The organism is Providencia sp. Me31A, from assembly GCF_050487165.1.
In the GTDB taxonomy this organism is placed as follows: Bacteria; Pseudomonadota; Gammaproteobacteria; order Enterobacterales; family Enterobacteriaceae; genus Providencia.
This window is the reverse complement of sequence record NZ_JBKQGZ010000018.1, coordinates 93,424-118,976: the sequence shown is the minus strand read 5'-3', so window position 1 is coordinate 118,976 and position 25,553 is coordinate 93,424. Positions and strand designations below refer to the sequence as shown.

The window sequence follows — 25,553 nt, the reverse complement described above, 5'->3', positions numbered from 1 at the left end:
TAATTCTATACTCCCTATCAGGAAGCTAACCTTTTCCTGACAGAATTACGTTGAGCCCTCAAAATCTTTCCTCAGTCCGCCAAGATAGAGAAGATTTTGGGGGTTTTACTTTCTAGAGATAAAACTCTCCAATAACCACCTTATAGCGTGGCAACTCCACTTTTTTACATATCTTCTTACATTGCCTTCATTGCTGAAAATATGCATTAATAATAGATTGAATAGATTGGTCTAATTCATCTTGTATCTGTTTGGGAATACGATTAAATTCGTAGCTGAACCCGCGGTCTTTTACTCGTTTCCTCGCATAGGTATTCTTATCCTCAAATTCCCAAAGAGGTTTTACCGTCGTTTCCTTTTTTTTACTCTTAGATACAAGTTGCTCTGTAATATTTTTTAATGTTGTTAATATGACTTTTTTTAGTTCATCTGACGCGATTTTCTTGTTATCGATTAATCGCGCAATCTTCTCATTAACTTCATCAATAATATCCCGTTTTACGAGTTCTTTTGATTCTATAAGCTGCTCAATTGTCAGTAATAATTTGTAGTCGCTGTAGGCGAGTTCAGATTGAACAGGGAATAGTGCAATAATATCATCGGGTACTGAAGCAGCTTGAATCGCCCGAGTCACTTTTGCTGCAGACATGTTTTCAAAAAGAGCAATTTCTTTTTGTGACATACCATTTTCTCGTAATTCTAATAAACGTAACCCAATCTCTCTTAAGTTATGCTCTTTAGCCGTTTGTATATCTATCGCCAATTGTCTTGCATCATCACTGCTGATTTCAATATCAGTAACTAAGACCGAAAGTCCAACATTACACAGCAATGCTGCAGCTCTTCGTCTTGAACCATCCAAAATTTCAATTTTTCCATCTATTCGATGCCCAATCGCGGGGAAAAATTGTTGCAGACGAATTGTACGCGTAATATCAACAAGTGACTCTGGCGTTAACGCATTTTGGTCACGCCCATTCATTTGAAATCGAACAAACGTTTTATCCGCTAATTCATCAGCTGGAATATCCGTCAAATAAAAAATGGCTGACTTGCCTGATTTAAGTACAAAGCGTTGTGAATGTTTTTGGTCTGTTGTTAAATGCGCTAATGTTGATGCACTTAACGTTCTTCCGATAGTTTTTCTTTTAGTTTGCATAGTAACCTCTATCCACACGTAGAAATTCTACTCGGTCAAAAACAGCTTTAGAAAAATCTTCTGCTGCAATCTTTGCACTCTTTAACGCTTCTGAACTTCCTATATACGTTGCAGGATTGGCAGAAATAACGGTATCAAAGGACTCACCACAGCGTTCAAAACCATCAAGTCGAGGTAAAGCAACATCGAGCATATCCCCCCCAAAAATTTCTTTAGCTAAACTATGACACAGTTTATGATCCGTCTTATTCACCAATTTAGACATGAAACCGATGTTGCTGATCAAGTTAACATTAGCTCCCGTAGATTCTATCAATTCAATTAACTCTGGTAGCCGTGTTAAATATTTTAGTGTTGAATGAAAATCCACTTGAGCAGGCGGAACTGGCGTCATTAAAATATCTGCCGCAGCAATTGCATTTGATAAAAATGCATCAAGGTGAGGCCCACTATCAATAAAGATAAAATCATAATCTTTTTTAACTTTATTGATAATATTCTCTCGCAGAACAGTATAGATATTATGACCTGGTAAATGCTCTGCACACAATAATTCCCATTGAGAGGCAATAAATGCATCTTCAATAGATGCAGGGATCACATCAACGCCTTGAATCACTGAAGGTAAAACAAATTCATTTAGCAATTCTTCTCGAGTCACATTCTGTAGCATAGCTTGAGCTGCAGTAGTATCAACCACGCCGATTGATTGCATATGATCTAAAAACATAGTAGCTGATGATTGAGGGTCAAGATCTATTACTAAAATCCTAAGATCTTCAAATATGAGATGAGGATGCGTACGCAATGCATGAGCCAACGATACTGTACTGACCGTTTTTGAGACCCCCCCTTTCAAATTTCCAACAAAAAAAGTGAATGCATCAGGGTAACGATCACGGTACTTAGGGACACCACGATGATGATAAATATCGACAATATTTTGGATTGTCATCGCGTACTTTAATGCAGTTCCTGCTTGCCTTTTCTCAAATACGTATCCCGCATTTTCCATTTCATTAACAGCATAATCGACGCTAGCGCGAGTCAGCTTAGGCAATTTAGCGACGGCTGCTTTAGAGTAAACTTGGTAATAAACGGTTTCATTCAGTTCCTCTTTTTGAGATTGAACTTGTTCAGTCAACGATTGCAATAATCTGACAGAGCGACTCGCAATTTTGTTGAACTGATTATTTGCTCTAACCATACCAGTTTATCTCCTTATGCAGCATTCTTAATTAGGATGCATAATCCTACATAAACTTAGTATTGTAAACAATCTTTTGCTAATTATTTTTCCCCACAGCTTTAAAATAGCATAACCACATGATATTAAAGAATATTAAATAAAATAAAAATAAGATTTCAATCTGAAATCACCAATTTAAATTCTAAATTCCAAATGAAATTAAAAATGTGAGAATTAAATTTTATTAAATATACTAATGACACAGTCCTATCCTTAATTAGTATTTTTACTCATCTTGTACTAAAAACAGCATTAATGAATATCATTATCAAATAGAAAAAGACGAATAAAATTGCAATTTATTCAATTTCGAAAATAATTAACGCTTTTATCTGTAAATTTCCTGCTATTTTTCAATAAATATAGGGGGAAGAAATATAATTCAGGTAGAGTAATGGGAACACTTAATCCCATTAGCGAAATGAAATATCAAAATGTAACATGGCATCAAGCGTAAAAATTTTTGTATAAACGTCGGTTGAACTTGATTTTTTGTGTCCTAGATACGCTTGGATCACTTTCATGGGCACCCCATTAAAAATAAGGTGCATCGCAAAGCTGTGTCGGAAGGTTTTACAGGTGATCGGGTTAACAACATAGGAAACACCATTCGCTTCCGCTTGTTCAACCGCAGAGCGTAACCAATTTCTAACCGTATTATCACTTTGGATTGGCCAAATCTGGCTTTGATTCTTCAGCCGCATCGTCGCAAAGTAACTTTTCATCAATTGCACATACTGGGGATCGAAGAGTGCAACAATCCGTTTAGGACGCGCCTTGACTCTAATTTCCTTCGACTTTGTCTGTATTTCTCGTTGCTTAAGTGTTCGCAACACCACAAATGGGGTTTCTTCATCGAGATGAAAATCCCCTTTGGTTAATGCCAACGCTTCATGAATACGGGCTCCCGTATTCCATAACGTATCAATCAGCGTTCGCTGATGCAGATCCGGAATAAATTGCAAAAGCTGGTTTACTTCTGGTGCCAGTAAATATTTTGGGCAATCTAATTCAGCCGCTATCGCCAAATTTCGTAATTGTCGTGCACGCTCTAAATGACCATTTTGTAAGAGAGCTTGAGATTGTCGCTGTAAAATTGATTTACCACTTTCAGGATTGACAGGAAAAAAAGTAGACATAATACATCACCTTAATAATCACCATACTAATAGTTACCTTTAAATATTATCATCGACTAAAACTAAATATGACGCGGTAACAGAAAATCGCGCACTCGCGCATGACGATCATCGGATCCTTTCACCTTTTAGAGCCGATTTTTACCTCTGCTGAATTTAGGTATTATTGCGTTTTTTCCCTTAAACCGCAATAAGTTACATGATACGGATAACATCATTCATTCAAAAAAACAAGATATAGTAAAGATCCTTACAGCAATCACACTAAATAAGGGAAAATAAGCGAAATGCCTCATTTGCGGAGAATGACGGTAAAGCGCAATAATGATAAAAAAAAGAATTGATCAAAAAATAGGCTGTGCAGAATTGATTTAGAGTGACTTTATTAGGGTATGCAATGTGATTGGATGAATATATAAAAAAGATGCTTAAAATCGATTGTATGCCGATTTAGGCATATAGATTATTCTGACTAAAATAGGACGGTAGCCACAGCCAATTAAGATTTAACTAAATGAACAATCTTTTAAGGCGTCCGGATATGAGAACATACGTAACAAAAGCAAAAAATTGCTGTCAATATCTAGGCTGTATCCTTTATTTATCCTCTAGCAATTCAACTTTCATACCAAGCTCAGTGCTTTTTAGAACATTAACGAGCAGTCGTATTTTAGGCAACTTGAGAGCATAAAAGTGGCTTCTTACAAAATTTGTTGGGGTTGTTTGCCGTAGTAGGACACTACTTTAAAAGCCCTCTCAATATTCCCGTCTTATCGAACTTTTTCGTACTTATGTAAGTAATTCATTCGTAATGAGGTAATAAATTTACGCTGATAATGTAAAATTATGCAATTGCGGTCTTGGTTATCATTTTATAATGTCATTATACCAATGCCTGTCTATTTACCACACCAGAACTAGTCACTATCATTATTGAATGATTTGTATATTTTGGGGGCGATAATTATTTAGATAGATTAATCACTAATTGATATACCACCCTAATTCAAATCGATGACATATCAACAGTGCTTAAGTAGACAGAAGCACGAAAAAAAACATAAATTTTTCTTATTGATTAGTGTGCTTAGTGTGCTAGCAATATATTAAAATGAATACAGAATTTATAACTCAATCACTTAACAGTTGTTTGATTACTCGATTTTCATGAGCTTCAAAATAATTAATTATCAATTAAATCAATTAATTTCACTTAAATTAATTTGGTGAACTTTATACGTTCAGCCGGTTTTTTATTGAATGTACATGGTAGAGTTAAACAATACTGATGTAATTATTGCCAATAAATAATTTATGATTAATATGTTAAAATAGACAAAAAGTAACAAAATGTAACTATTTTTTATTTCTTTTCCAAAACTGGACTTTATATCTTTAATTTAATCATTATTTGTTTCTTATTAGATTTAATCGCCATCTTAATTTAATTATCCGATAGTGATTTTTATGTGCAATTATTTGTTTATTAAAAAAAATTTTTAATTATTATCTAAATGTAACTAGATAAGAGAAAAATGATTGGAATTCATATTATATTTGACGCTTACAAATATATTTAGTTAGAATGTACTCATATTTTGCGTCATTTGTTTTCTGAATGTTTACATTTTACATATACTAATCTAGTAATGAATGAAATTATTTTTAGATTAAAATTAAATAATCAATAGTTTTAAACGAGTTGCATCTAATGTTTATATAATATATAACAAGTACTGTTATGATTGAAGTTGATTTTATGGGTGAATTTGATTTATTTCATAATTTACATTGATTTACAACATTAAAGCTCAGATATCGACGATCATTAACTGATGATTGATCGAGATAACCTATCACAATAGGCTATCTCGATCAGAACTAACAGTTTTACTTAAATCAAATCCTTAATTATTATCACCATAATATTTATCTTTTTGATGCAATCGGAATTAGAGGTTATTATTTTGATTAATTATTTATTGATGAATGAAAATAATAACTTTCAATCTTCATTTTATATATTAAATATAATATCTATTTGTTTGTAATAAAAATTAGTCACGATAATCAAGGGCGCGCGGATCAGCAATTAGGGATTACTGGGCGATTACTTGATAATGCTTTGACCTACCAATTAACGGCGAGTGGGGATAATCAGGCTCAACACCACAACAGCACGCTAAATCTGGGTTATCAAGGTGACAATGTGTATTTGGGGGGGCGGCTACAGTTATGGTAGTGAAAGTCAATCTTTGAACCTCAACGCGAATGGGGGACTCATTGCTCATGCCCACGGGGTGACATTTAGCCGCTTTATGGGGACCTCAATGGCAGTAGTTGAAGCACCTGATACTGTAGGAAGCACATTAAACGGAGGAATAGCGACGGTTGACTCTGGTGGGTATACGGTGGTGCCTTATTTGATTGATTACAGTAAGAATACCGTGAATTTAGACGTGAATACGCTTCTTGAAAATATCACAACGGAAGAGACTTCCATCAATCTTTACCCCACTAAAGGAGCAATTGTGAAAGCCCATTTTCAAACGAAAAATGGGTATTAAGCCTTAATGACATTAAAAATGTGAGGCCATGATACCGTTGGGAGCGACAGTGGTTGTCCATAGTGACAACGACTCTGCTGAACAAAACACCAGTATTGTTGGGGATGGTGGTCAGGTGTACTTATCCGGTCTATCTGAGATAGGGTACCTTGATGTAAAATGGGGAAATACTGATGTTCAGCGTTGTCGGGCTGAATTTAATTTGGCAGAAGCTGCAGAGAACCCGTATTCGTCACTCCGTCAATTGAGCATTCCTGGCTCCACTTATTCCAATTCATTACGTTAAGGTGTTATTCCATGAAATTACTATTGCAGTTGATATTTTGTTTTCACCACTATATCAAAATATGCTGGGCTGGATTAATTTTAATGGGCTATTTGCCTTATGCATACAGTTATGATTCTTTTGTAGTGCAAAATGGCCGAGGCTTAGTGGGAGTGATGAGGGAATCATTTTCAGTCAGACTCTATGGAAATACGCTTAATGAGGTTAGTTTTCTTCCTAGTGCCTACGTACAATTGACTTTTTATGGAGGTAATACTGCTTGCAGACTCGGTGAGTCAGATTTAATGGAAATTGATGGAGTTATGGGGGTACCGCTCAATTCTCAAAAAACACTGATGTTAGTCCCTGAGGTTATATATACGGATAATCGCAGTTGGAATATAAGGGGTAATAGCTTCCAAGATACGGTGACCGCGATATTTAATGGCTATGGGTCTACAACCAGCCAACACTTAGGAAATCCGAATGGATGTATCTGGCTTCCCAATCAATCTACTCCGAATAATGGGAAAGATGGTTTTTCAGTCTATCATAATGTCAGTGCTACAGGGCGTGTCTTAATATATGGGACAGGCGAGCAACGGTCAGGTTGGATAAATTTACCAAATCCTTTGCAACTATTGCTTCGAGATCCTCGTAGTCCAGGTCCCTTCCCAACAGGAGTGGTAATGCCAGCGGGGCGCTATAATGTTGATGTTAGTGATTTGGGGTGCACATTGATGGTTCCTACGTCGATTGACTTTGGCCCACAACCCGCAAATTCAAGTGCAGGTCAATTATTAGCGACGAAATCAGGTGGCAACTTATTAGTAAATTGTCAACAAAAAACGGAGCCTATATCGGCAACCTTATCATTATCTGCCGGTATTAACGTCCTTTATTATTCCGGCAATGAATATGAAGTCAATTTACTCAACAGTGAAAATAAAGCGGGAGCTTATGTCACGATGTCCATTGATATTGATGGTAGGCCAACAAATATTCCGTTTAATCGAGAATTCATTAATATCGGCAATATTAATGCAAACCAATCAAATACGAATTTTAGCTATCCGATTACATATAATCTCTATTCACGAGGAACGGATATCACCGGTAAAATTAAAGGAAGTGCTGAGCTATCTATTGTATTGAGATGATTGTTATTCAATATTAACAATTCGTAGTGTTATTTTTAAGTATTATCACACCAATAAAGAGTGAAATATAATATTATGATGAAGAATAAAGGCTATCCGGTGAGTATATTAATTGGAAAAAAAATACATTGTATTCGGAAGGAAAAAGGCATCGCAGGTGAGAAACTAGCGAGAATGTTAAACATTAGCCAACAACAAGTGTCTCGTTATGAGCGAGGGGTCAACAAAATTACAGTTGATTTTTTATTTGAAATCAGTGAAATTTTAGGTGTTACACTGTTTGATTTATTGGTTATAGATAAGGAAGAACTGCCTTTTGAATATTTATGTCACCATGTAAGTTCATCGATAATAAAAAAATCATAGTCATGATATGCCTATGTGTAAAATACGAGTGATTTACAAAATATAATTGATTTTTCATTATGGCTATACGATATGTATCATAATTTAAATCAAATAGATGAATGATGAATTAATAATTCAATATAACTCTATTTATTGTTTAAAGTAGATTAATTAAAAACAATAATAACTATTTTACATGATTGGTTTAAAGAATGTTTTGATTTACTGTTATTTGTGCTTAAGTTGAACCTGCAGATAATTTAGTGTAAGTTTCTCATGTATTATTTACAGGTGATTCTTGTTATGAACATTGACATGGGGCATAGAGAGCTCATTGCTGAACACAGCCCTGTAAATAATTCTTTGCATTTATCTTTCATTTAAAGGTGACCGTCTAGGCGGTCACCAAACGTTATAATAAAACGACTGATTGCCTATTTCCAGTTTTGTATTGACATACTCCATTTTTCAGACACCGATTCAATCTCTAAATAAATTACTATCTGCACAAATCCTCGTTGAGGAATACCTTACTTTTTTCAATTAAATAACGAATGACTCTGTTGAGCGATTCAATAGTATTAGTTCTATAAATAGCTTTGCAGATATCATTAGGATAAGCAAAAAATGTATTTAAGTTCCCCCAATGCGCGAACCAGCTTTAGGTAATTTGTGGGGCTTATCGCCAAAAATTACCTAAATGATAAGGTTATTAATTGCCTCATTAGGATAAATTCATGTCACTAAACGAGTTCAATTGTAAACATTTTATACCCACTATCATCACTCAGTTTTTGCGTAGACATGGATTTACATGTATTTGACCCTATATTTCCAGACACTTTATATCACTTATTTCATTATGAATTCGACACCGCAGATATTCTCGCGGAGAACGATAACTCAGTGCACTGTGAGGATGCGATTCATTATAATTCTCGAAGGCTGCCGCAAGATTCTTTACTGCCGTTAATCCGTTAGGTTTTGACATGAGGCTTATGTAATCACGCTTCATGATTTTTACAAAGCTTTCTGCTATTCCATTACTTTGTGAACTCCGCACCGCCGTATGTCTAGAGGGGATAAACCAACTTGTTTAGCGAACCACCTTGTTTCATGGGCTCGATACGCTGAGCCATTGTCTGTCAACCACTCAACTGACTTTGAAGGCAACCCGTTACCGAAACGATGCTCCACTGCACCTAACATGTCATTTTGCACGGTTTCACTGTCGAAGCCTCCCGTGCTGGCTGCCCAATGAAGGGCTTCGCGATCAAAACAGTCTAAAGCGAACGTAACGCGCAGTTTCTCTGCCATTATCACATCGGAACTCAAAACCATCTGAACACCAACGTTGGTTGCTTTCACTCACCGACACTTTTCCTGTATGAGCTCGCGTTGAGACTGGGATTTCAGGTTTACGTTCCAATAATAATGCGGATTGCTTCATAATTCGGTAAACGCGTTTGGCATTTATAATCGCGATACCTTCATTTTCAGATTGCCGACGAAGTATTGCCCAGACACGGCGATAGCCATACGTTGGCAGCTTATCAATCACATTGTGTATACGTGCAAGGGCATCATTATCACCTTGAGGGTACCGTCCTCGTCCATCTTTACAATCGCTTTTTCGTTTTACTAGAACGTATAACTGCGCTCGTGACACTCGTAGCGTTCGGCTCACTAAACTTATTTTCCATCCTTGGGTAATAAGGGCGCGAGCGCAGTCCGCTTTTTTTGCGGTCATACTCGACAGCTTCTTTAAGAAGTTCATTTTCCATTGTTTTTTGGCCGAGTAAACGCTGTAGCTCTTTAATTTGCTTTATTGCGGAGGCTAGCTCAGAGGCAGAAACAACTTGTTCACCTGCGGTCACTGTGTGTCACCTCAGTCAGGCTTACTTCTTGATACTGCTTACGCCAAAGGAAAAGCTGGCTTGCAGCAACACCATGTTGGCGAGCAACCATGGAAACACTCATACCCGACTCAAAGCTTTGCTGAAAAATGCGATTTTTTCTTGTGGGGAACGTCGTTTTCTGCCTTCAGGACCTAATATATCGATCATGTTATCTCCAAGAACTAGTCTAAAAACTAGTATTAAGATTATCACTAATTTAAGTGACTCCAACTATCTGGAGATCTAAGGTGCCAGTCTACTACACCGTTAAGCTATACAACATCAGTGATTGTTCTACGCAACAAAATGAGGTCATGCATTCAATATGGAGATCACTTCAATAAACGCTCTATGAAGGTGCAAATTATCAAGCGGCAAAGATGTTATCCGCCTCGGCAAGAGTATTTTAACAGACGAACAAGCAAATTGATGCTGATATGAAGGGCTCTATCAGTATCACAAATACTGGCATTATTCTTCGTAAGATAAATAATTTTATCTTTAGTACCGGGAGTTGGCCGGTTCGATATTCATAATCCGCTTGGAAGCTTCAGCATCAATTTTAGCAGCAATAACGTTGATGTCGTGTTCTCCCTACACCATATTTTTTCACTGAAGGAGTTCGTTGACAAAATGGGCACCTTACATAGACCTAGGTTATAAATACTCACCATAAATTACCGTATATTACAGATTCCACACCAGATTGAATACATAACCGGATATTTTCTGTTTTCTAAGTAGCTCTCAGGAATATACAATTATAGAACATACATTTTACGAAAAACAGGAAGTATATTATTCTATAATTAATAGAATAATAAATTTATTAACATTAACTTACAAGTGAAAATGGTTTTTAATTATATTTTATCCGCAAATACACTTATAATAAGTATAAATCAATTACCTTGGACACAAATATGAAAAAATTATTACCGCTCCTTATTTCTTCTACAATGGCTTTATCATTTACAGCTTCAGCCATAAATGTTGGCTCTATTGATATTAGCGTAACAGGTCGAATTGACCCCGCAGCTTGTGAATTAGATATTGCGGGTGGTGGGAATATCGATTATGGCCTAATCGATCCTGACACATTATCATTTGAAGACGGCGCTTTTGGCGGGAAATTTGCTGCATTACCAATACAAGAAGCTAGTTTTACAATTCGCTGCTCAGCTAATGCACCCGTTAAATTATCAGCCGTGAGTAAACGTTTAGGTACCGTTGCTGGTTCAACTGAAAATTCTCGAGGATTTGCAGCTCTTCCTATTAAATTATTAGGAATTGGCGCAGGAAATGCTTCAAATGGCGTGGCTGGATTAGGTAAAACCTCAACAGGCATAAATATTGGTGGATATATTGTCCGTTACAAAGCTAATAGCTTGAACATTAGTTCCTTGGGCGAAAATAATACGCTAACCACGCTTTCAGGCAATAAAGTTCAGAATATTTATTATAATACAATAAGCAATATGTGGTTGCTTTCAGGTGGGAACCTATTTTCAAACAGTATGGATTTAGAAACGTCTTTTGCAAAAGCAAATGAAACAACTCCTATTGAAGCCAGCATTTATGACGGAATTTTACAAGTTCAAGCGTATGTAAGTCAAGAAGCTGCAGAGTTTGGTAAAAATAAACCAGTATTACTCAATGGCTTATCAACAATTGAATTAAATTATATCTAAATTTTAGAGGTAACTAAGTTAAATTAATTTAGTTACCTTATTTAAATGATACCGCTAAAATGAAAATAAAAACATACTTATTACTAATAGGCTCATTATTAACCCCTCTTCTATCATTCGCTTCAGGTATACTGCCTGCAACATCCGTTGCTATTGTTAATGAAAAAAGTCAAGATGGTGAGATAGTAGTGACTAATACAGATAACTATCCTGTCCTATTAACAACAGAATTAGTAAATGTCGATCCTGAATATCAAGATCTAATTATTGCGACCCCGCAACTTATCCGGGTTGAGCCTAAAGCTAAACAATTAATCCGCTTTATGCTCACTAGTAATTCAGAGTTAAAACATGAAGTATTGATGAGAGTTATTTTTGAAGGGATTCCACCTCAAGCAAATCCCGATGCCGATCAGGTTAAGTTTACTATTCGCCAAAACCTTCCTCTTATTATAAAACCTAAAAATCTACCAGAAAATGATACGCCTTGGGAGTTGTTAAAGTGGAAGTATGAAAAAAACGTATTAATCGCAACCAACCCTAGTCCTTATATCGTCAGGTTAAGCAATAGTGTTGTGAGTTTGCCTGGAAATATTCAGTGGATCTTGCCATCCAATTATATTTTGCCTAATCAATCTATAGAGTTAACGACAACTCAACACCTTCCCACACTAATCGATGAAGTCACGATACAACCGTTTACTCAGTGGGGATATTCAACCACTCAAAAATACACTATAAAGATAAATAACCAGCAAAATGATTAGAAAAAAGAAGCTTAAAATTGTTACAATTTTACTATTTCTAGCGACTTATTCATACGCAGAAGAAGTCATTTTCGATCAAGATGTTCTAAAACATAAAGGTATACCAACTGATGTTGCGAAGTTGTACAGTGAAAAGGCGCATTTTCCTCAAGGTGAAAGTATTGTTAGTGTTTTCTTGAATGATAATTATATTGGTCAAAGCTCTTTTTTATTTAATGTTAAAGGAGAGCTTTGTCTTAATACTCAGTTTATTGACACTACAGATATTGCTCTATCCAAAAGTAAATCAACGTGTCCAACAATAAAAGAGTACAATAACTTAGAGATAGAACTCATACCGGGTGATTTACGGGTCAATATATATGCATCACCATCACTGTTAAGAAATAAAAAAAATGATAATTGGATCCATACAGGAAAATCCGGTGTTCTCAATTATGATATAAAATATTTTTCTTCTAAAAGTGATTTTCATTCTCAATCATTCTTGAATTCAAATTTCACAGTAGGGTTCAATATATATAATTGGATTGTACGAAGCGATCAAACATATACCCATTTTAATGGTAAAACAAGTTTCGATCATCAAACCTTATATGCAGAAAAAACACTAGAATCCTTGAAAAAAAACTTGCAGATAGGTCAGATTAGTTTACCTAATTCATTTTTTAGCTCTGGGCAAGTTATTGGTTTTCAGTTATCTCCTGAATTGGCATTAGATAACTCATCTCAAGACGGTGGAATTGTCAGTGGCATCGCATATGAACGCTCTATTATTGAAGTCAGGCAGGCGGGGATTTTAATATATACAACAACGGTACCGGAAGGACCTTATACATTGGAAAACCTACCGCTATTAAATAATAGATTAGATTTATCTGTAACAGTAATAAATCAAAGTAATAAAAAAAATACATTTATTGTCCCTGTCAGCTCATTTATATTAGCCACAAATAATATGAATAAAGATATAAATTTTGGTTTTGGTAAGGTTAATCAAAATAATGTAGATAAAAAACCCTATGTTATGAATATAAGCAAAGGATTTAATTTACGTCCTGATATGCTGATTTTTGTCGGAGGACTTGCATCAAAAGATTATCAAGGACTAGGGTTAAGTAATACTTATTCGTTTCCGAATTTATCCTTAGCGACGATAACAACTAACATATCTAAAGATAGAGATAAAAAATATGGTGAATATTATACATTAAGCTATAATTACCCTATCGCTGCTAACGCTAATTTAGTGGCGAATTCGTTATATCGGAGCAAAGAATATAAAGACTTTAATGAAACATTAAATAATTATGATACAAATATTTATTCAAATAATGTAAAAAGTAGTGAAACTCAATATGGTATTGGTGCAAACTCACACGTCAATAATCTAGGGTCGTTTTCGTTAAATTGGAACCGTTCTATTGGTGATAGAACAATAAATTATTATAGTGCAACTTGGAATAATTTATTTTCAGATAAATACAACGTTTATTTAGGCTATGAGCGAAGGTTATATAACAACACAAATGATAATACTATTTATTTGAATGTAGATATTTCGTTAGGAAATAGGCAAAACGTATCAAGTTGGATGAATCATTACGGCGATAATAAAAGTTACGGAACAAGATATAGTAATCATAATAATGATTACTTAAGTTATTCTGTTAGTACAATTAAAAATACTTATCCTAGCAATCAAAGCGCCTCATTAAATGTTAATTATACGACCCCAGTGACTTTACTTTCGGGCAATGTTAGTAAAGGTAATAATACCAACAGTTACTATGGGGCACTATCAGGCGGGATGGTTTATTTTGACAATGAACTCATTTTTTCATCAAAACGAATATCGAACACGTTTGCTATAGCAAAAACGGAAAATCAGGAAAATATTCCAATACAATCGTCATCAGGAACCGTGATGACGAATAGTAAAGGTTACGCGGTAATCCCTAGCATAGATAGTTATAGAACTAATTATGCCAAGATAGACTATCAAAAATTACCTAAAAATATGAATGCGCCTTATGGGATCATAGAATTTCAACCTGCCAGTGGAAGTGTTCCCTTAGTTAATTTCTACGTTAATAAAGTTAACCGCGCTATTTTGATCCCATCTTTTAATGGGAAAAAACTCTCAAAAAATTTAAGAGTATATGATAAAATGGGTAATTTACTGACAATAACTGACAATGCTGGACGAATTATTATTGATAATTTATCCCTACCGACTAATTACTTTGTTGAAATAGATGATAATAAAAAATGTACTATTGATCTTAGCGAAGATATTAGCATTTCAAAAACTGAGCTATTTACAATAATAAATCCCATTTGTTTTGTGACTGACCAAAGGATTTAGAATGATAAAATTAATTGCAGGACTACTTACTTTCCTATCTTTTAGTGCATTCGCATCGGATAGCCACGGAACATGTAACATCCGCTTGGGAGCTAATGAGATTAACTATGATACCTTGGCTGATTTTAATACAAAAAAACAAGATGGCGCAGTATATGCAGGAACCCGAATTGTTCCAGTAGTAATAGAATGTAGTGAAGAAATTACTCCATACCTTGAGTTTTCTAAAAGTAGTAATACATTTTCAAATAATACATCTGAAGCTATTTTAAATATAAATAATGCAATGCTCGATGGGAAACCTATTTTATTAGATGCTATTGAATTAAATAGTTCAAATAGAATCAACTCATCACAAAGTGATATTAAAGTTCACCCCAACATACGTATTCAACCCGCTCAGGATAAAAAAGGAAAAGTATTTTCCTTCAATTTAGTTGTTGATTTAAAAATTAATTCATTGAGTAAAAAAGGTGTTATTGTTAGAAGCCAAATACCTTTACAAACGCTAGGTGGAACTACAAGTTTAGCTATTAGCTATTCAGAAATGACCACCGCATGTAATCTTATTGTTGATTCGACCTCCATTGATTATGGTGTTATAAATAGATATGAGCTAAATGACTATTCTTATACAATATTACCTGAAAAAAACATTAACTTTACTGTACAATGTGATTCAGGAAAAACGGCCATAGCTATCCAAGTTTCTAATCAAATGAAACCGTCACTAGCTCCAAATAAACAAGAAGGCATTAACGGTTATGGCCTCCCTCCTGTTCAGTTATTGAGCCACTCTATGATGGCCGGGGGGCTAGGTAATACTCAAGAAGGTATTCCTATTGGTGGTTATGCCGTAGCGTTAGACTTAAATTCTTTATATATCGATAATAATAAGGCTGAAAAAGTACAGCCAATCTCAGGTAATTCTTCTTGTGGAGATCCTTATGTAGTTTGGCAACATACAAATGGGGATCTATTACCAAATAATTCCTCCAATAAAATTACATCTTGGGCTAAATTAGGGAGCTTACAACCTGTTCTTTTTTCCAATATAAAAGGTATAATAAAAGTCCAAGCCTTTATTAATAAAGCCTATTTGCTCAATGTTAATAAAGGAATTAAATTCAAGGGACGCTCTATCATTGAATTATGTTATTTATAAAGACACTATGAAAGTCTGGACTTCGGTTGACAATTAGTTTTTCCTAATTGTCGCCGGAGGTCAGATATAATGAACATTAAAGCTAAACGAGATATTGCACATAAAACAAAAATCTTAAATCATGCCCGTGAGAGCAAAAATATTGCTAAAACTTGTCGTCATTTTGGGAGCAGTAGAGAAACTTTTTATACTTGGAAAAGAGCTTATGAACGAGATGGCGAGAAAGGATTAATCAACAATAAACCCTGCCCTGAAAATCCAACCAAAAGAGTTGCAAAATACATCGAAGAGCCGGTTATTTATCTGCGTACGACTTGCCATTTTGGTCCTCAAGGTGTGAAAATAATTTCATTATCAATAACCTTAGTAAAATAAAACCCGACATCTAATTTAAAGATGTCAGGTTTTATTTTATTAATGCTACTTAGTCTTTTTTAAGTAACATTGAGGAAACCTTAGAGTATCAATATGATTATTTAAATAATTAAATAGCTTCTACCGGTAAGTATACTGGCCACCATGCTGCAGTTCTAACAACTTCCACTTCTGAAAGCGTTGGCTCCACTTTTGCCACGCCTTGAGATTTTGCCATTCTCATCACTTCTAATGCCACGATACTGGATGTAATACGCAAATCTTCGTTAGATGGCAATAATGATGCGCCTTGCGCTCCTAGAGTTGCTTGACTTGCGACCGCTTGTACCGCAGAGAAAATCATTTCGTCAGTAATTTTTTCAGCTTGCGATACAATAGCCCCAAAGCCTAGCCCTGGATATAATGCTGCGTTGTTTGCTTGACCAATCTTATAGCAAACATCTTTATAAATGACATCATCAAAAGGGGCGCCTGTTGCAACAAATACGCGACCATCAGTCCATTCGATTAAATGTTGTGGTGTTGCTTCGTGTAATAATGTCGGATTCGATAAAGGGAAAATAATTGGATGTTCAACATTACTTGCCATGTTACGCACGATGCTTTCGGTAAATGCGCCTGGTTGGGTAGATGTACCAATTAAGATGGTGGGTTTTACTTGCTCAATGACAGAGGCAAGGTCAATGATCCCTTTAGATTTATTGTTTTTGGCCAGAATGTTCGCCATTGCAGGCCAGCGTGTTTGTGCTTCCACAGAAACATCAACAACTTTTCTTTGATAGTTGCTTACGCTTTGGATATCTTTAACGTAGTCTTTTTGGAAGTACAGTAAGTCATCTGTCATGTCTGATGTTAGCAGACCTGGCAGATCAACGAGCCAAATACGTGAAATTGCTTCTTCACGCGTAAGTCCGCTGCGGATCATTTGGTCACGGATCTGGTCAGCGATCCCACAACCTGCTGTTCCTGCACCAAATACAACAACACGTTGCTCAGTCCACGATGTTTTGCTCAATTTAACGGCGTTTAATAGACCTGCAAGTACGATCGCTCCTGTACCTTGTACATCATCGTTGAAAGTGGCAAATTGTGCACGGTATTTATCGAGTATGCGGCGTGCATTGGTTGAACCGAAATCTTCCCAGTGTAAGACGGCATTTGGGAAAAGTTTTCTTGCGGCTTTAACGTAGGCATCAACAAAATCGTCATATACTTTGCCTTGAATACGTTCATGTCTATTACCAACGTATGAAGGGTCGTTTAATAGTTTTTCATTGTTTGTACCAACATCCAGAACAACAGGAATGACGCTGTGTGGATCAACACCGGCAGCAACGGTGTATACCGCTAATTTACCAACAGAAATATCGATACCGTTTGATCCCCAGTCACCAATACCTAAAATTTCTTCTGCATCGGTTGTTACAATCAGTCGGATGTCATTGCCTTCTGCACCAAATGCACGTAATTTCTCTTCAATTAATTCGGGCTCATTGATGCTTAAGAATAAACCTCTTGGACGTGTTATCACTTCGCTATATTTTTCAATGGCTTCACCAACAACAGGGTCATATACGACAGGTAACATTTCTAACATATGGCGCTGTAATAAAGCGTAGAATAATGTGACATTATTGTCGTGAAGTCGCCACATATAGATGTGTTTATCGAGGTCTGTACGACATTCGCGATAAGCGCGATAAGAGCGGTCTAATTGCACTTCCATATCTTCTGTAATAACAGGAGGAAGAATACCGTTTAAGTCCAGTGCTTTTCTTTCTTCTTCAGTAAACGCGGTTCCTTTATTTAAGGATGGATCTCGTAATACTTGATATCCTCTTGCTGTAGTTTTTATTTTTCGAATGTTATTCTCAACAACGATTTCAGCTTGGCGGTTATACATATAAAAACCTCATAATTGGATTATTTAAAAATAAATTAAGCACCAGATAAACCATTACCTGTCATATCAATAGGATTGACGTATTTGTTAAAGTCCTCTTCGCTTATTTTTCCTGAAGAAATAGCTGATTCTTTTAATGTGATGTTTTTTGCAATCGCATTTTCTGCGATATGAGCTGCATTTTGATATCCGATAATTGGAGAGAGAGCAGTGACTAGCATCACGCTATTATTGACGTACTCAGTAATTTTGGTGTTATTTAATTCAGTGCCTTCAACAGAATACTCTCTGAATTTATGGCAGCCATCAGAGATGATGCGAATCGAGTGTAATAAATTATTAATAATTACAGGGCGCATTGCATTTAATTCAAAATTACCTTGGCTACCAGAAATAGATATTGCAGAGTCATTTCCCATCACTTGAATACCAATCATGACAATCGCTTCACACTGTGTTGGATTCACCTTACCTGGCATGATTGAAGAACCTGGTTCATTTGCTGGTAAAATCAATTCGCTTAAGCCACAACGAGGACCGGAGGCTAGCCAACGCATGTCATTGGCTATTTTAATCAATGCAACCGCAAGTCCTCGAATAGCCGCATGAGCACGTACTAATGCATCTAAAGAGCCTTGAGCAGTAAATTTATTTGGTGCTGTAACAAATGGTTTTTGTGTTAATTCTGCAATTTTTTCAGCAACATCTTTTGAAAAGCCTTTTGGTGCGTTTAAACCCGTACCTACCGCGGTACCACCTATCGCAAGTTTATACAGGTCTAATTTACTGCGTTTAATGTCTTCCAACGCGTCTTTGAGCTGACCTGCCCATCCATGCCACTCTTGGCCAACGGTGAGGGGAACTGCATCTTCTAAGTGTGTGCGACCAATTTTAACCACGGCCATCCATGAGTCAGCTTTTTTTTCAATAACTTGAATTAAACTTTCAATGCTTGGAATTAACTGTTCATCAATCGCAAAAATTGCAGCGATATGCATTGCAGTTGGGAATGAGTCATTTGACGATTGCCCCATATTCACATCATCATTAGGACCTATAGGTGATTGAGTTCCTAATGTACCGCCTAATAATTGGATTGCTCGATTAGAAAGTACCTCATTGACATTCATATTTGATTGCGTACCAGAGCCTGTTTGCCATACATAGAGAGGATAATGGTCATCAAGCTGACCACTGATAGTCTCATCAGCAGCCATAACAATGGCATCTTTTTTCCAATCGGGTAATCTGCCAGCAGCAAAGTTAACTAACGCACAAGCTTTCTTTACATAGCCGTAGGCGTGGTAAACCTCTTTTGGCATGAGGTCATTACCGATATTAAAATGTTGTAATGAGCGTTGTGTTTGGGCACCCCAATAGCGATCTGCGGGAACATTTACTTTTCCCATACTATCGAATTCTTCTCGTAGTCCAGTAGCATTAGTTCCTATAGGGATATTCTTATTAAGCTTGTATTCCATGAAATACTCCTATAATGATTAAATTTATAAAAAAGACAATCATATTTATGGATATTTACATATTTATAGATATTTAGCATTTAAAAAAATGAAATAGAATTATTAAAAATAAATTTATGAAATACATTATCATAAATTAAATCAAAAAATCAAAATGTCAAAGATAAATTATAATTAAAGTCAAATATAGATAGTCAAATATCGACATTAATTAATCACATATAGTTTAATTTTAAAAAAAGATGTCAAAAATAAATGATATATTTGATTTTATTTTACTAAAATCAAATAAAATTCATGTTGATAGCTTAAATTGTAAGTATCCCGGAAAAAAGTCCCATTCACTTTCAGAGATCTTCATCCATACTGATATGTATCCTGAGGAGATCGCTATGCGCAATGATCTGCTTTAATCAAACAGGACACTTTAATAATGGAATATAATCCAATTATTGAGGTGTTAAATGAAAAAACGAACAAACAAGTTTTATACTACTGAGTTTAAGCAAGAAGCGGTCGCATTAGTCACCGAACAAGGTTATAGCGTCCCAAAAGCGGCAGCTTCATTAGGGATCACCGATAAATTACTTTATAACTGGAAAGCAAAATTCGACGCTGAACAATCCGGTAGCCGCTTGAATGCCGATGAGAGAGCTGAGCTATTAAGGCTTCGAAAAGAAAATAAAGAACTTAGGATGGAGAAAGAGATCCTAAAAAAAGCCAGCGCCCTCCTGCTAAAGGAAACCAAGTAGCGTTTAAAACGATTAAGCAATTATCTTCACAGTTTCCCGTGCTGAAGCTCTGCAAGTTAATGAAAATAAGTCGTTCTGCCTACTATTCTTGGCTTAAACGCCCAGCAAAATTGATCACCGCAGAACAACTTAGCCTGTGTCCACTCCCCTTTAATTGAGACACGTTAAATTAGAGTTTTCTAACTGTTGACGATAGGCCTCCGGTGGGAGGTGATTTAAACTTTCATGGGTTCGATTTTGGTTATAATCTTGCAGCCAAAACCACGCTAATTCTCGCACTTGGCTTAATGATTCAAATAAATACGCATTTAAAAACTCTCGACGGAACGAACCATTAAAACGTTCGATAAACCCATTTTGCTGCGGTTTTCCCGGTTGAATATGGCACAGTAAAATTTGGTTATCTTCACAATAATTCAATAAGTTAACTGAAATGAGTTCAGGGCCATTATCGACTCGGATCTGTTTCGGTAACCCTCTTTCGGCTTTTAAACGTTCAAGCACCCTGATGACGCGTTCAGCCGGTAATGACGTATCAACCTCAATCGCCAAGCATTCACGCGTTCCTTCATCAATAATGTTGAGAGTTCTGAAGCGATTACCGCAATATAAACTGTCGTGCATAAAATCCAATGCCCATTGAATATTCGGGACTTTTTCTATCACTAATGGTCTTTTTTCACGCTTCGGAAGCACTTTTTTAACCCGCCGTTTCAGGTTCAATCCTAATCGACAATAAACGCGATAAACTCGTTTATGATTAAAAGGATAGCCTTGAAATCTCAGTCGGAAATAGCATTTCCAGAATCCCGATTGTGGTGATTTCGCTAACACAGATTGTATGGCATCGATCACTACTTGGTCTTTTTTACGCCAATCTATTTGCTGATGGTAAAACGTGGCTCGTGACAACGACGTTAGCTTACAAGCCTTAATGACTGATAAGCCTGCCTCTTTTAATGATTGAGCACAGGATCTCTTTTCAGCCACTACCAACCCTTTTTTGCGAAAAGCTCCTTCATCGCGTGGTTTTCAAGGCTAACTTCCGCAAAGAGCTTTTTCAGTTTCGCATTTTCATCTTCAAGCTCTTTTAATCGTTTAACATCATTCGCTTCCATGCCACCATACTTTGATTTCCAATTATAATAAGTGGCGTTGCTGATCCCATTTTGGCGGCAAATATCTTCCACTTTCATACCAGAATCAGCGAGTTTTAAAATATTAACGATTTGAGTTTCAGTAAAACGAGCTTTTTTCATCATGACCTCTGCAAATTTTAGGGCAGAAAATCTAATTATAGCTGTCTTATTTTAGGGGAAGTGGACAATGGCTACGGTGCTTATGATGGATTAACGCGAGTGAGCAATGTGGGTTGCTTCGCGCATGCACGTCGTAAGTTCATGGAGGCGAAGAAGCTTCAGGGTAAAGGTAAATCGGGTAAAGTCGACGTGGCATTAGCGAAAATCCAAAAGTTGTACGCCCTTGAATCTCGATTAAAATACGCTTCGGTAGAAGAACGTTGGTCTGAGAGGCAATCGAAAGCCAAACCGATGCTCTATGAACTTTATGACTGGTTAACCTCACAGAAAGTCATCGAATCGAGTCCGCTTGGTAAAGCCATCAAATACACCTTGGGTCAGTGGCCTAAGTTGATACGCTATGTTGAAGATGGGCATTTATCTATCGACAACAACCGTGCGGAACGCGCCATCAAATCGTTGGTCATTGGCAGAAAAAACTGGCTTTTTGCTAATAATGCACATGGTGCCGATGCCAGTGCGCTGCTGTACAGCATCATCGAGACAGCAAAAGCTAACGGGCTAATCCTCTACGATTACCTGGTGAGATGTATGAAAGAGCTGGCAAAGTCAGAGCCAGATATCAACTCACTTCTTCCCTGGAACTTCTTACATTAAAACTAAAGCGCTCCGTGGGATCATGGGGCGCTTACTTTCCACTAACTGGAGGAATACAGATAGACGGTCTAAATGAGTCGCTTACGCTTATCTACAAAAATTAAGAAGACATATTGCCTTCTTAATTTTTTTGGTTTGGACTAAAATAGAGAGTGTTAGTTTAATGTTACAACTAATGTGGAGCTTCCTGTATAACGATCGGGGGCAATCGTTCCTGCTGCAGATAATGTAGAAATAACATCAATATAAGTTAATATATTTTTATCTATTTTTTGACTATTATTACTTCCTGGTGAATCACTGATAGGTATATCCATACCATTTCGTTTTAACGAAAGGGTTGATGATAAGTTTGTCCCCAATTGTAATGTTGTCTCAGTAAAACTGAATGAGACAGATGCATTTTCGGTACATTTAACACCTATCTTCGCTGAGGCTTGATTACCATTCAATCGACCAGTACTGACTATTCCATGGTCAAGATTTACTGTATCACCACCTGTTGGGCCAGTGATCTGACATGACATAGGTATGGGGTCAATTGGAGTGTCTAAACATTCCAGGTTATTAGGCGGGTCGAATAGAGTATTATCTCGCGAATTTAAAAGAGCAAAACAGCCAGCGTAACGATAATCCTTACCGAGTCTGTCATTATGATTCCTTATCATTGCAGCTGTGCCACTCGCACCAAATGTCGCGATAAAATCCCTATATGCTTGTCCAAGTGTTTGCCCATCTCTAAATCCTACTGTATAGAGTGAATTAATCCCCATTCCATTATATCCGCCTCTAAATCCCCATGTAGCAGTTCTTCCTGTTGGGATATAAGTTTGCCTATAAACAAATCCCCATCCGCAAAGATTAGAAATAATTGCTGGACAATAAATTATACGATTCGCCTCTTCATCAGAAATACTAAATGAAGACCAAGAAATTGTGTGAATTACCTTATCAGGAGAATCTGGAGCTACTCTTAACACTGAACTTGTCACTACTGGTTTTAAATTTTCAGAGTTTGCATTTGATACAAAAAAAATTAAGCTCACAAAAATCAAAAAATATTTGGCATAATTAAACATAATAATAATATTCCTTACTTTCACCTGATTTTTCAATAAAATCAGCATATAAATATATCCAAGAAGGATTATGACTGTCTACTGGTGTCCAATATTTTACTATTTTAATTTTATTGAATTTTTTCACCATATCGTCTCTCCATAAGCAGCTAAATTACTACGCAGTCATTTATTCATCAATACTAAATCCGATTCAATCCACTATATACCATATAATGGTAAAACGATATTAATCTCTCCAACCATGAGTAGAATGAAAGAATACGTTACTATATGTCTGAATCCTCCAAAATGAACTATTTTTGTTGTTATACTTATTACTCATAATTTTAATATTTGGCATTCATCTGTAACTTAACATAATAGTAAATAAAACATAAAAATTAACATTATAGAAAAGATAATCTCTTTAGTTATTTTTATAAAAAAATACTTTATTCATAATTTAATATCAAGCTAGCAGAAGCACTAGTAAATTCTCCACCATTTAAGTTTGTAGCGTACTCACTTAGCTTAGGTTTAACCGTTATCAACGGGATTGAAGTTAGTGTGAAATTAGGAGATGTACTATTCAATGCCCATTTTTGGTCATTGATATAAAACTCAAAACCTAACGCTGAAATTTCATTAGCTTTTAATAATGTTTTATTAAAATTCGCTGGTGTGCCTGTTAATTGCAAACTTAACGATGGTGTATTATTACTACACGTAATTTTTATTGGAACAGACAATTCATAATCGCCATTATCAATTCCTTTCTTTGTTATAGTTTTAAAGTCAACAGTTATATCATCCTTATTATCTGAACCACTAATATCACAAGTAACGGCTTGCACAGTGACACTAACAGTAAGAGGCAAAGTCCCCCTGCTACCAGGTGAAATCTCTACAGCCTGAGTTGGAGAAACCAAAAAAAATATGCAAATTCCACCGATGAATTGCTTTAATGCTCTCTCCATTTTTACGATACCTTCATATTTATTCATTTATCTACCTATTGTGAATCATATCGCTGGGAATATTTATCTAACACTATATGATTTATTCAAAATTGATAGTGTAAAATAATGTCGCAGTAAATTGACCAAGTGTAATAGAATTATTTTGTATAGCTTCAGGAGTTCCTTGAACGAAAGCATATAAAGGAACACTCATTGTTCCTGATTCTGTTAGTCTAGGTGACAATTCCTTACCAATCTGAACACGAGATAATTTATCATCCGCAATTCCTATCACAGCACCTTTTGCTTCACTACCTGTATCAAATTTTAGGTATCCATCAGGCGTAACATTTCCTGAACTACCATTAAGTGTTATTACTATAGAATTAGCTAACATAGGATCACAATCTTTTAAGATTAAATTAAATTTTTTATTAACTGAGTGACCATGTAAATAGATTTGTTTATCGATTATGGAGCCCATATTAACTTCAATAGGAGTCTCATCATCAATAACGCAAGCCAGATTAACTAGAGTACCATCATAATTAACTGAAGTTGTATTATTACCCCAAGTTAAACTACTCGCTAAAAAACAACAAGCCGCTATTGTAACTAGATTTATTTTTATCATATGCCACCTTACGGGTAATTTAGTTCTAATGTCGCAGATGCTGTAAATTGACCAGCAGATAATACAGATTTACCACCTTTAACAGGAACAGAGTATAAGGGGATATCTAGTTTTCCACCTTTAGACATGACTAAAGTATATGGCTTATTTAACTCAACAACACTACCATTATCAGAACGATATAGCCGTATACCTAATCCAGGTTTATCAGTTACTAGAGCTTGGGTATCAAACCCACTATCTTCTCCATTATATTTCAATTCAATAGGAACATTTGCTCCTAGGGTACCATCACATGATACTTTTAATATCCAGTTTTGTTTAAATCGATTCCCATCAATTCGTTGTATACCTATTTCATTAAAATGAATATGGATTGGCGAGCCAACACCATCACTGCTATATACATCGCATGGTGGAAAATCTAATAAATTACCTGTCATATTAATTTTAACATCATTACTCGCTATTGACGTTCCAACATTAATAAAAAATGCCATTACACTAATTATCACTGCACTAATGAAGGGCATATATTGTTTTTTTATGCATTTTTTCATCCTAGCCACCTCATTTTCAGGCTTTTGATAAAATAACCTTAATCATATAACACTATGAAATAATGATAAAACTTGATTTTTATCATTAATAAGATAACAAGCTGTCATCCTATTTGAATTTTATTTATGTTCACTA

At 35.8% G+C, this 25,553-nt stretch carries 21 protein-coding genes and 4 pseudogenes; 12 read left to right on the top strand and 13 right to left on the bottom strand.

The features are described from left to right. Window positions 1-187 precede the first annotated feature (187 nt). The 3 genes from ACLPIE_RS15765 to ACLPIE_RS15755 all read right to left on the bottom strand — a co-directional run bounded on the left by ACLPIE_RS15765 (window position 188) and on the right by ACLPIE_RS15755 (window position 3,547). Window positions 188-1,159, bottom strand: coding sequence for a ParB family protein (locus tag ACLPIE_RS15765; protein ID WP_430262646.1), 972 nt, complete (start codon window positions 1,157-1,159; stop codon window positions 188-190). Further along, complete coding sequence (locus ACLPIE_RS15760) at window positions 1,149-2,366, bottom strand: AAA family ATPase (RefSeq protein ID WP_430262644.1); 1,218 nt, start codon at window positions 2,364-2,366, stop codon at window positions 1,149-1,151. Before ACLPIE_RS15760 ends, ACLPIE_RS15765 begins: the two co-directional genes overlap by 11 nt. Before the next feature lie 455 nt (window positions 2,367-2,821). Further along, entirely contained in the window at window positions 2,822-3,547 is a 726-nt protein-coding gene (locus ACLPIE_RS15755; protein ID WP_283126833.1) for a tyrosine-type recombinase/integrase, read from the bottom strand. A 2,041-nt stretch (window positions 3,548-5,588) separates the two neighbouring features. Between ACLPIE_RS15755 and ACLPIE_RS15750 the strand changes: the two genes are divergently transcribed. The 5 genes from ACLPIE_RS15750 (at window position 5,589) to ACLPIE_RS15730 (ending at window position 7,905) form a co-directional block, all read left to right on the top strand. Beyond that, window positions 5,589-5,789: a hypothetical protein gene (locus tag ACLPIE_RS15750; protein ID WP_249890881.1), complete on the top strand. Its 201-nt coding sequence runs from the start codon at window positions 5,589-5,591 to the stop codon at window positions 5,787-5,789. Next, on the top strand, window positions 5,755-6,114 hold the full coding sequence (locus ACLPIE_RS15745; RefSeq protein ID WP_249890880.1) for a fimbria/pilus outer membrane usher protein: 360 nt from the start codon (window positions 5,755-5,757) through the stop codon (window positions 6,112-6,114). The genes ACLPIE_RS15750 and ACLPIE_RS15745 overlap by 35 nt, the downstream gene beginning before the upstream one ends. A 28-nt stretch (window positions 6,115-6,142) precedes the next feature. Further along, window positions 6,143-6,400 (top strand): FimD/PapC C-terminal domain-containing protein, encoded by a 258-nt coding sequence (locus ACLPIE_RS15740; RefSeq protein ID WP_249890879.1) that lies wholly within the window; start codon window positions 6,143-6,145, stop codon window positions 6,398-6,400. Between the two features lie 11 nt (window positions 6,401-6,411). Further along, entirely contained in the window at window positions 6,412-7,539 is a 1,128-nt protein-coding gene (locus ACLPIE_RS15735; protein ID WP_249890878.1) for a hypothetical protein, read from the top strand. A 75-nt stretch (window positions 7,540-7,614) separates the two neighbouring features. Next, the gene (locus ACLPIE_RS15730; RefSeq protein WP_430262642.1) at window positions 7,615-7,905 is read left to right on the top strand and encodes a helix-turn-helix domain-containing protein; all 291 of its coding nucleotides are present in this window, start codon (window positions 7,615-7,617) and stop codon (window positions 7,903-7,905) included. 362 nt (window positions 7,906-8,267) lie between these two features. Here ACLPIE_RS15730 and ACLPIE_RS15725 read toward each other — a convergent pair. The 3 genes and pseudogenes from ACLPIE_RS15725 to ACLPIE_RS22570 all read right to left on the bottom strand — a co-directional run. Continuing rightward, a pseudogene (locus tag ACLPIE_RS15725) lies at window positions 8,268-8,488 on the bottom strand (hypothetical protein); the annotation flags it as partial. Window positions 8,489-8,713: 225 nt separating this feature from the next. Further along, a pseudogene (locus ACLPIE_RS15720) lies at window positions 8,714-9,953 on the bottom strand (IS3 family transposase). Window positions 9,954-10,168: 215 nt separating this feature from the next. Next, window positions 10,169-10,315: an IS1-like element transposase gene (locus ACLPIE_RS22570; protein WP_419181757.1), complete on the bottom strand. Its 147-nt coding sequence runs from the start codon at window positions 10,313-10,315 to the stop codon at window positions 10,169-10,171. Window positions 10,316-10,708: 393 nt separating this feature from the next. Between ACLPIE_RS22570 and ACLPIE_RS15710 the strand changes: the two genes are divergently transcribed. The 5 genes and pseudogenes from ACLPIE_RS15710 to ACLPIE_RS15690 form a co-directional block, all read left to right on the top strand. After that, window positions 10,709-11,476, top strand: a complete 768-nt coding sequence (locus tag ACLPIE_RS15710; RefSeq protein ID WP_249890955.1) for a DUF1120 domain-containing protein — start codon at window positions 10,709-10,711, stop codon at window positions 11,474-11,476. A gap of 59 nt (window positions 11,477-11,535) precedes the next feature. Then, the gene (locus ACLPIE_RS15705) at window positions 11,536-12,243 is read left to right on the top strand and encodes a fimbria/pilus chaperone family protein (RefSeq protein ID WP_249890954.1); all 708 of its coding nucleotides are present in this window, start codon (window positions 11,536-11,538) and stop codon (window positions 12,241-12,243) included. Further along, window positions 12,236-14,611: a fimbria/pilus outer membrane usher protein gene (locus tag ACLPIE_RS15700; RefSeq protein WP_249890953.1), complete on the top strand. Its 2,376-nt coding sequence runs from the start codon at window positions 12,236-12,238 to the stop codon at window positions 14,609-14,611. Before ACLPIE_RS15705 ends, ACLPIE_RS15700 begins: the two co-directional genes overlap by 8 nt. A gap of 1 nt (window position 14,612) precedes the next feature. Next, window positions 14,613-15,776: a DUF1120 domain-containing protein gene (locus ACLPIE_RS15695; RefSeq protein WP_249890952.1), complete on the top strand. Its 1,164-nt coding sequence runs from the start codon at window positions 14,613-14,615 to the stop codon at window positions 15,774-15,776. 66 nt (window positions 15,777-15,842) lie between these two features. Next, window positions 15,843-16,115, top strand: a pseudogene (locus ACLPIE_RS15690) (helix-turn-helix domain-containing protein); the annotation flags it as partial. 145 nt (window positions 16,116-16,260) lie between these two features. Here ACLPIE_RS15690 and ACLPIE_RS15685 read toward each other — a convergent pair. Both ACLPIE_RS15685 and fumC read right to left on the bottom strand, forming a co-directional pair. Then, window positions 16,261-18,054, bottom strand: coding sequence for an NAD-dependent malic enzyme (locus ACLPIE_RS15685; protein WP_249890950.1), 1,794 nt, complete (start codon window positions 18,052-18,054; stop codon window positions 16,261-16,263). A gap of 35 nt (window positions 18,055-18,089) precedes the next feature. Continuing rightward, entirely contained in the window at window positions 18,090-19,535 is a 1,446-nt protein-coding gene (fumC, locus tag ACLPIE_RS15680; RefSeq protein ID WP_249890949.1) for a class II fumarate hydratase, read from the bottom strand. Window positions 19,536-19,999: 464 nt separating this feature from the next. Here fumC and ACLPIE_RS15675 point away from each other — a divergent pair, with 464 nt between their 5' ends. After that, on the top strand, window positions 20,000-20,287 hold the full coding sequence (locus ACLPIE_RS15675) for a transposase (RefSeq protein ID WP_249890948.1): 288 nt from the start codon (window positions 20,000-20,002) through the stop codon (window positions 20,285-20,287). 150 nt (window positions 20,288-20,437) lie between these two features. Here ACLPIE_RS15675 and ACLPIE_RS15670 read toward each other — a convergent pair. Further along, window positions 20,438-21,546 (bottom strand): IS3 family transposase gene (locus ACLPIE_RS15670; RefSeq protein WP_420492224.1). Its coding sequence is split into 2 segments (ribosomal slippage): window positions 20,438-21,294 and window positions 21,294-21,546, totalling 1,110 coding nucleotides; the frame shifts between segments, so codons are not numbered across the junction. A gap of 66 nt (window positions 21,547-21,612) precedes the next feature. On the opposite strand from ACLPIE_RS15670, the pseudogene tnpC reads away from it, so the two are divergent. Beyond that, a pseudogene (gene tnpC / locus ACLPIE_RS15665) lies at window positions 21,613-22,203 on the top strand (IS66 family transposase); the annotation flags it as partial. Between the two features lie 155 nt (window positions 22,204-22,358). Here the strand turns inward: tnpC and ACLPIE_RS15660 are convergent. The 4 genes from ACLPIE_RS15660 to ACLPIE_RS15645 form a co-directional block, all read right to left on the bottom strand. Beyond that, on the bottom strand, window positions 22,359-23,330 hold the full coding sequence (locus ACLPIE_RS15660) for an MrpH family fimbial adhesin (RefSeq protein WP_430262640.1): 972 nt from the start codon (window positions 23,328-23,330) through the stop codon (window positions 22,359-22,361). Window positions 23,331-23,716: 386 nt separating this feature from the next. Then, window positions 23,717-24,268, bottom strand: coding sequence for a fimbrial protein (locus tag ACLPIE_RS15655; RefSeq protein ID WP_430262638.1), 552 nt, complete (start codon window positions 24,266-24,268; stop codon window positions 23,717-23,719). A gap of 55 nt (window positions 24,269-24,323) precedes the next feature. Continuing rightward, window positions 24,324-24,857 (bottom strand): fimbrial protein, encoded by a 534-nt coding sequence (locus ACLPIE_RS15650; RefSeq protein ID WP_249890945.1) that lies wholly within the window; start codon window positions 24,855-24,857, stop codon window positions 24,324-24,326. Between the two features lie 8 nt (window positions 24,858-24,865). Then, window positions 24,866-25,417 (bottom strand): fimbrial protein, encoded by a 552-nt coding sequence (locus ACLPIE_RS15645; RefSeq protein WP_249890944.1) that lies wholly within the window; start codon window positions 25,415-25,417, stop codon window positions 24,866-24,868. Window positions 25,418-25,553: the final 136 nt, after the last annotated feature.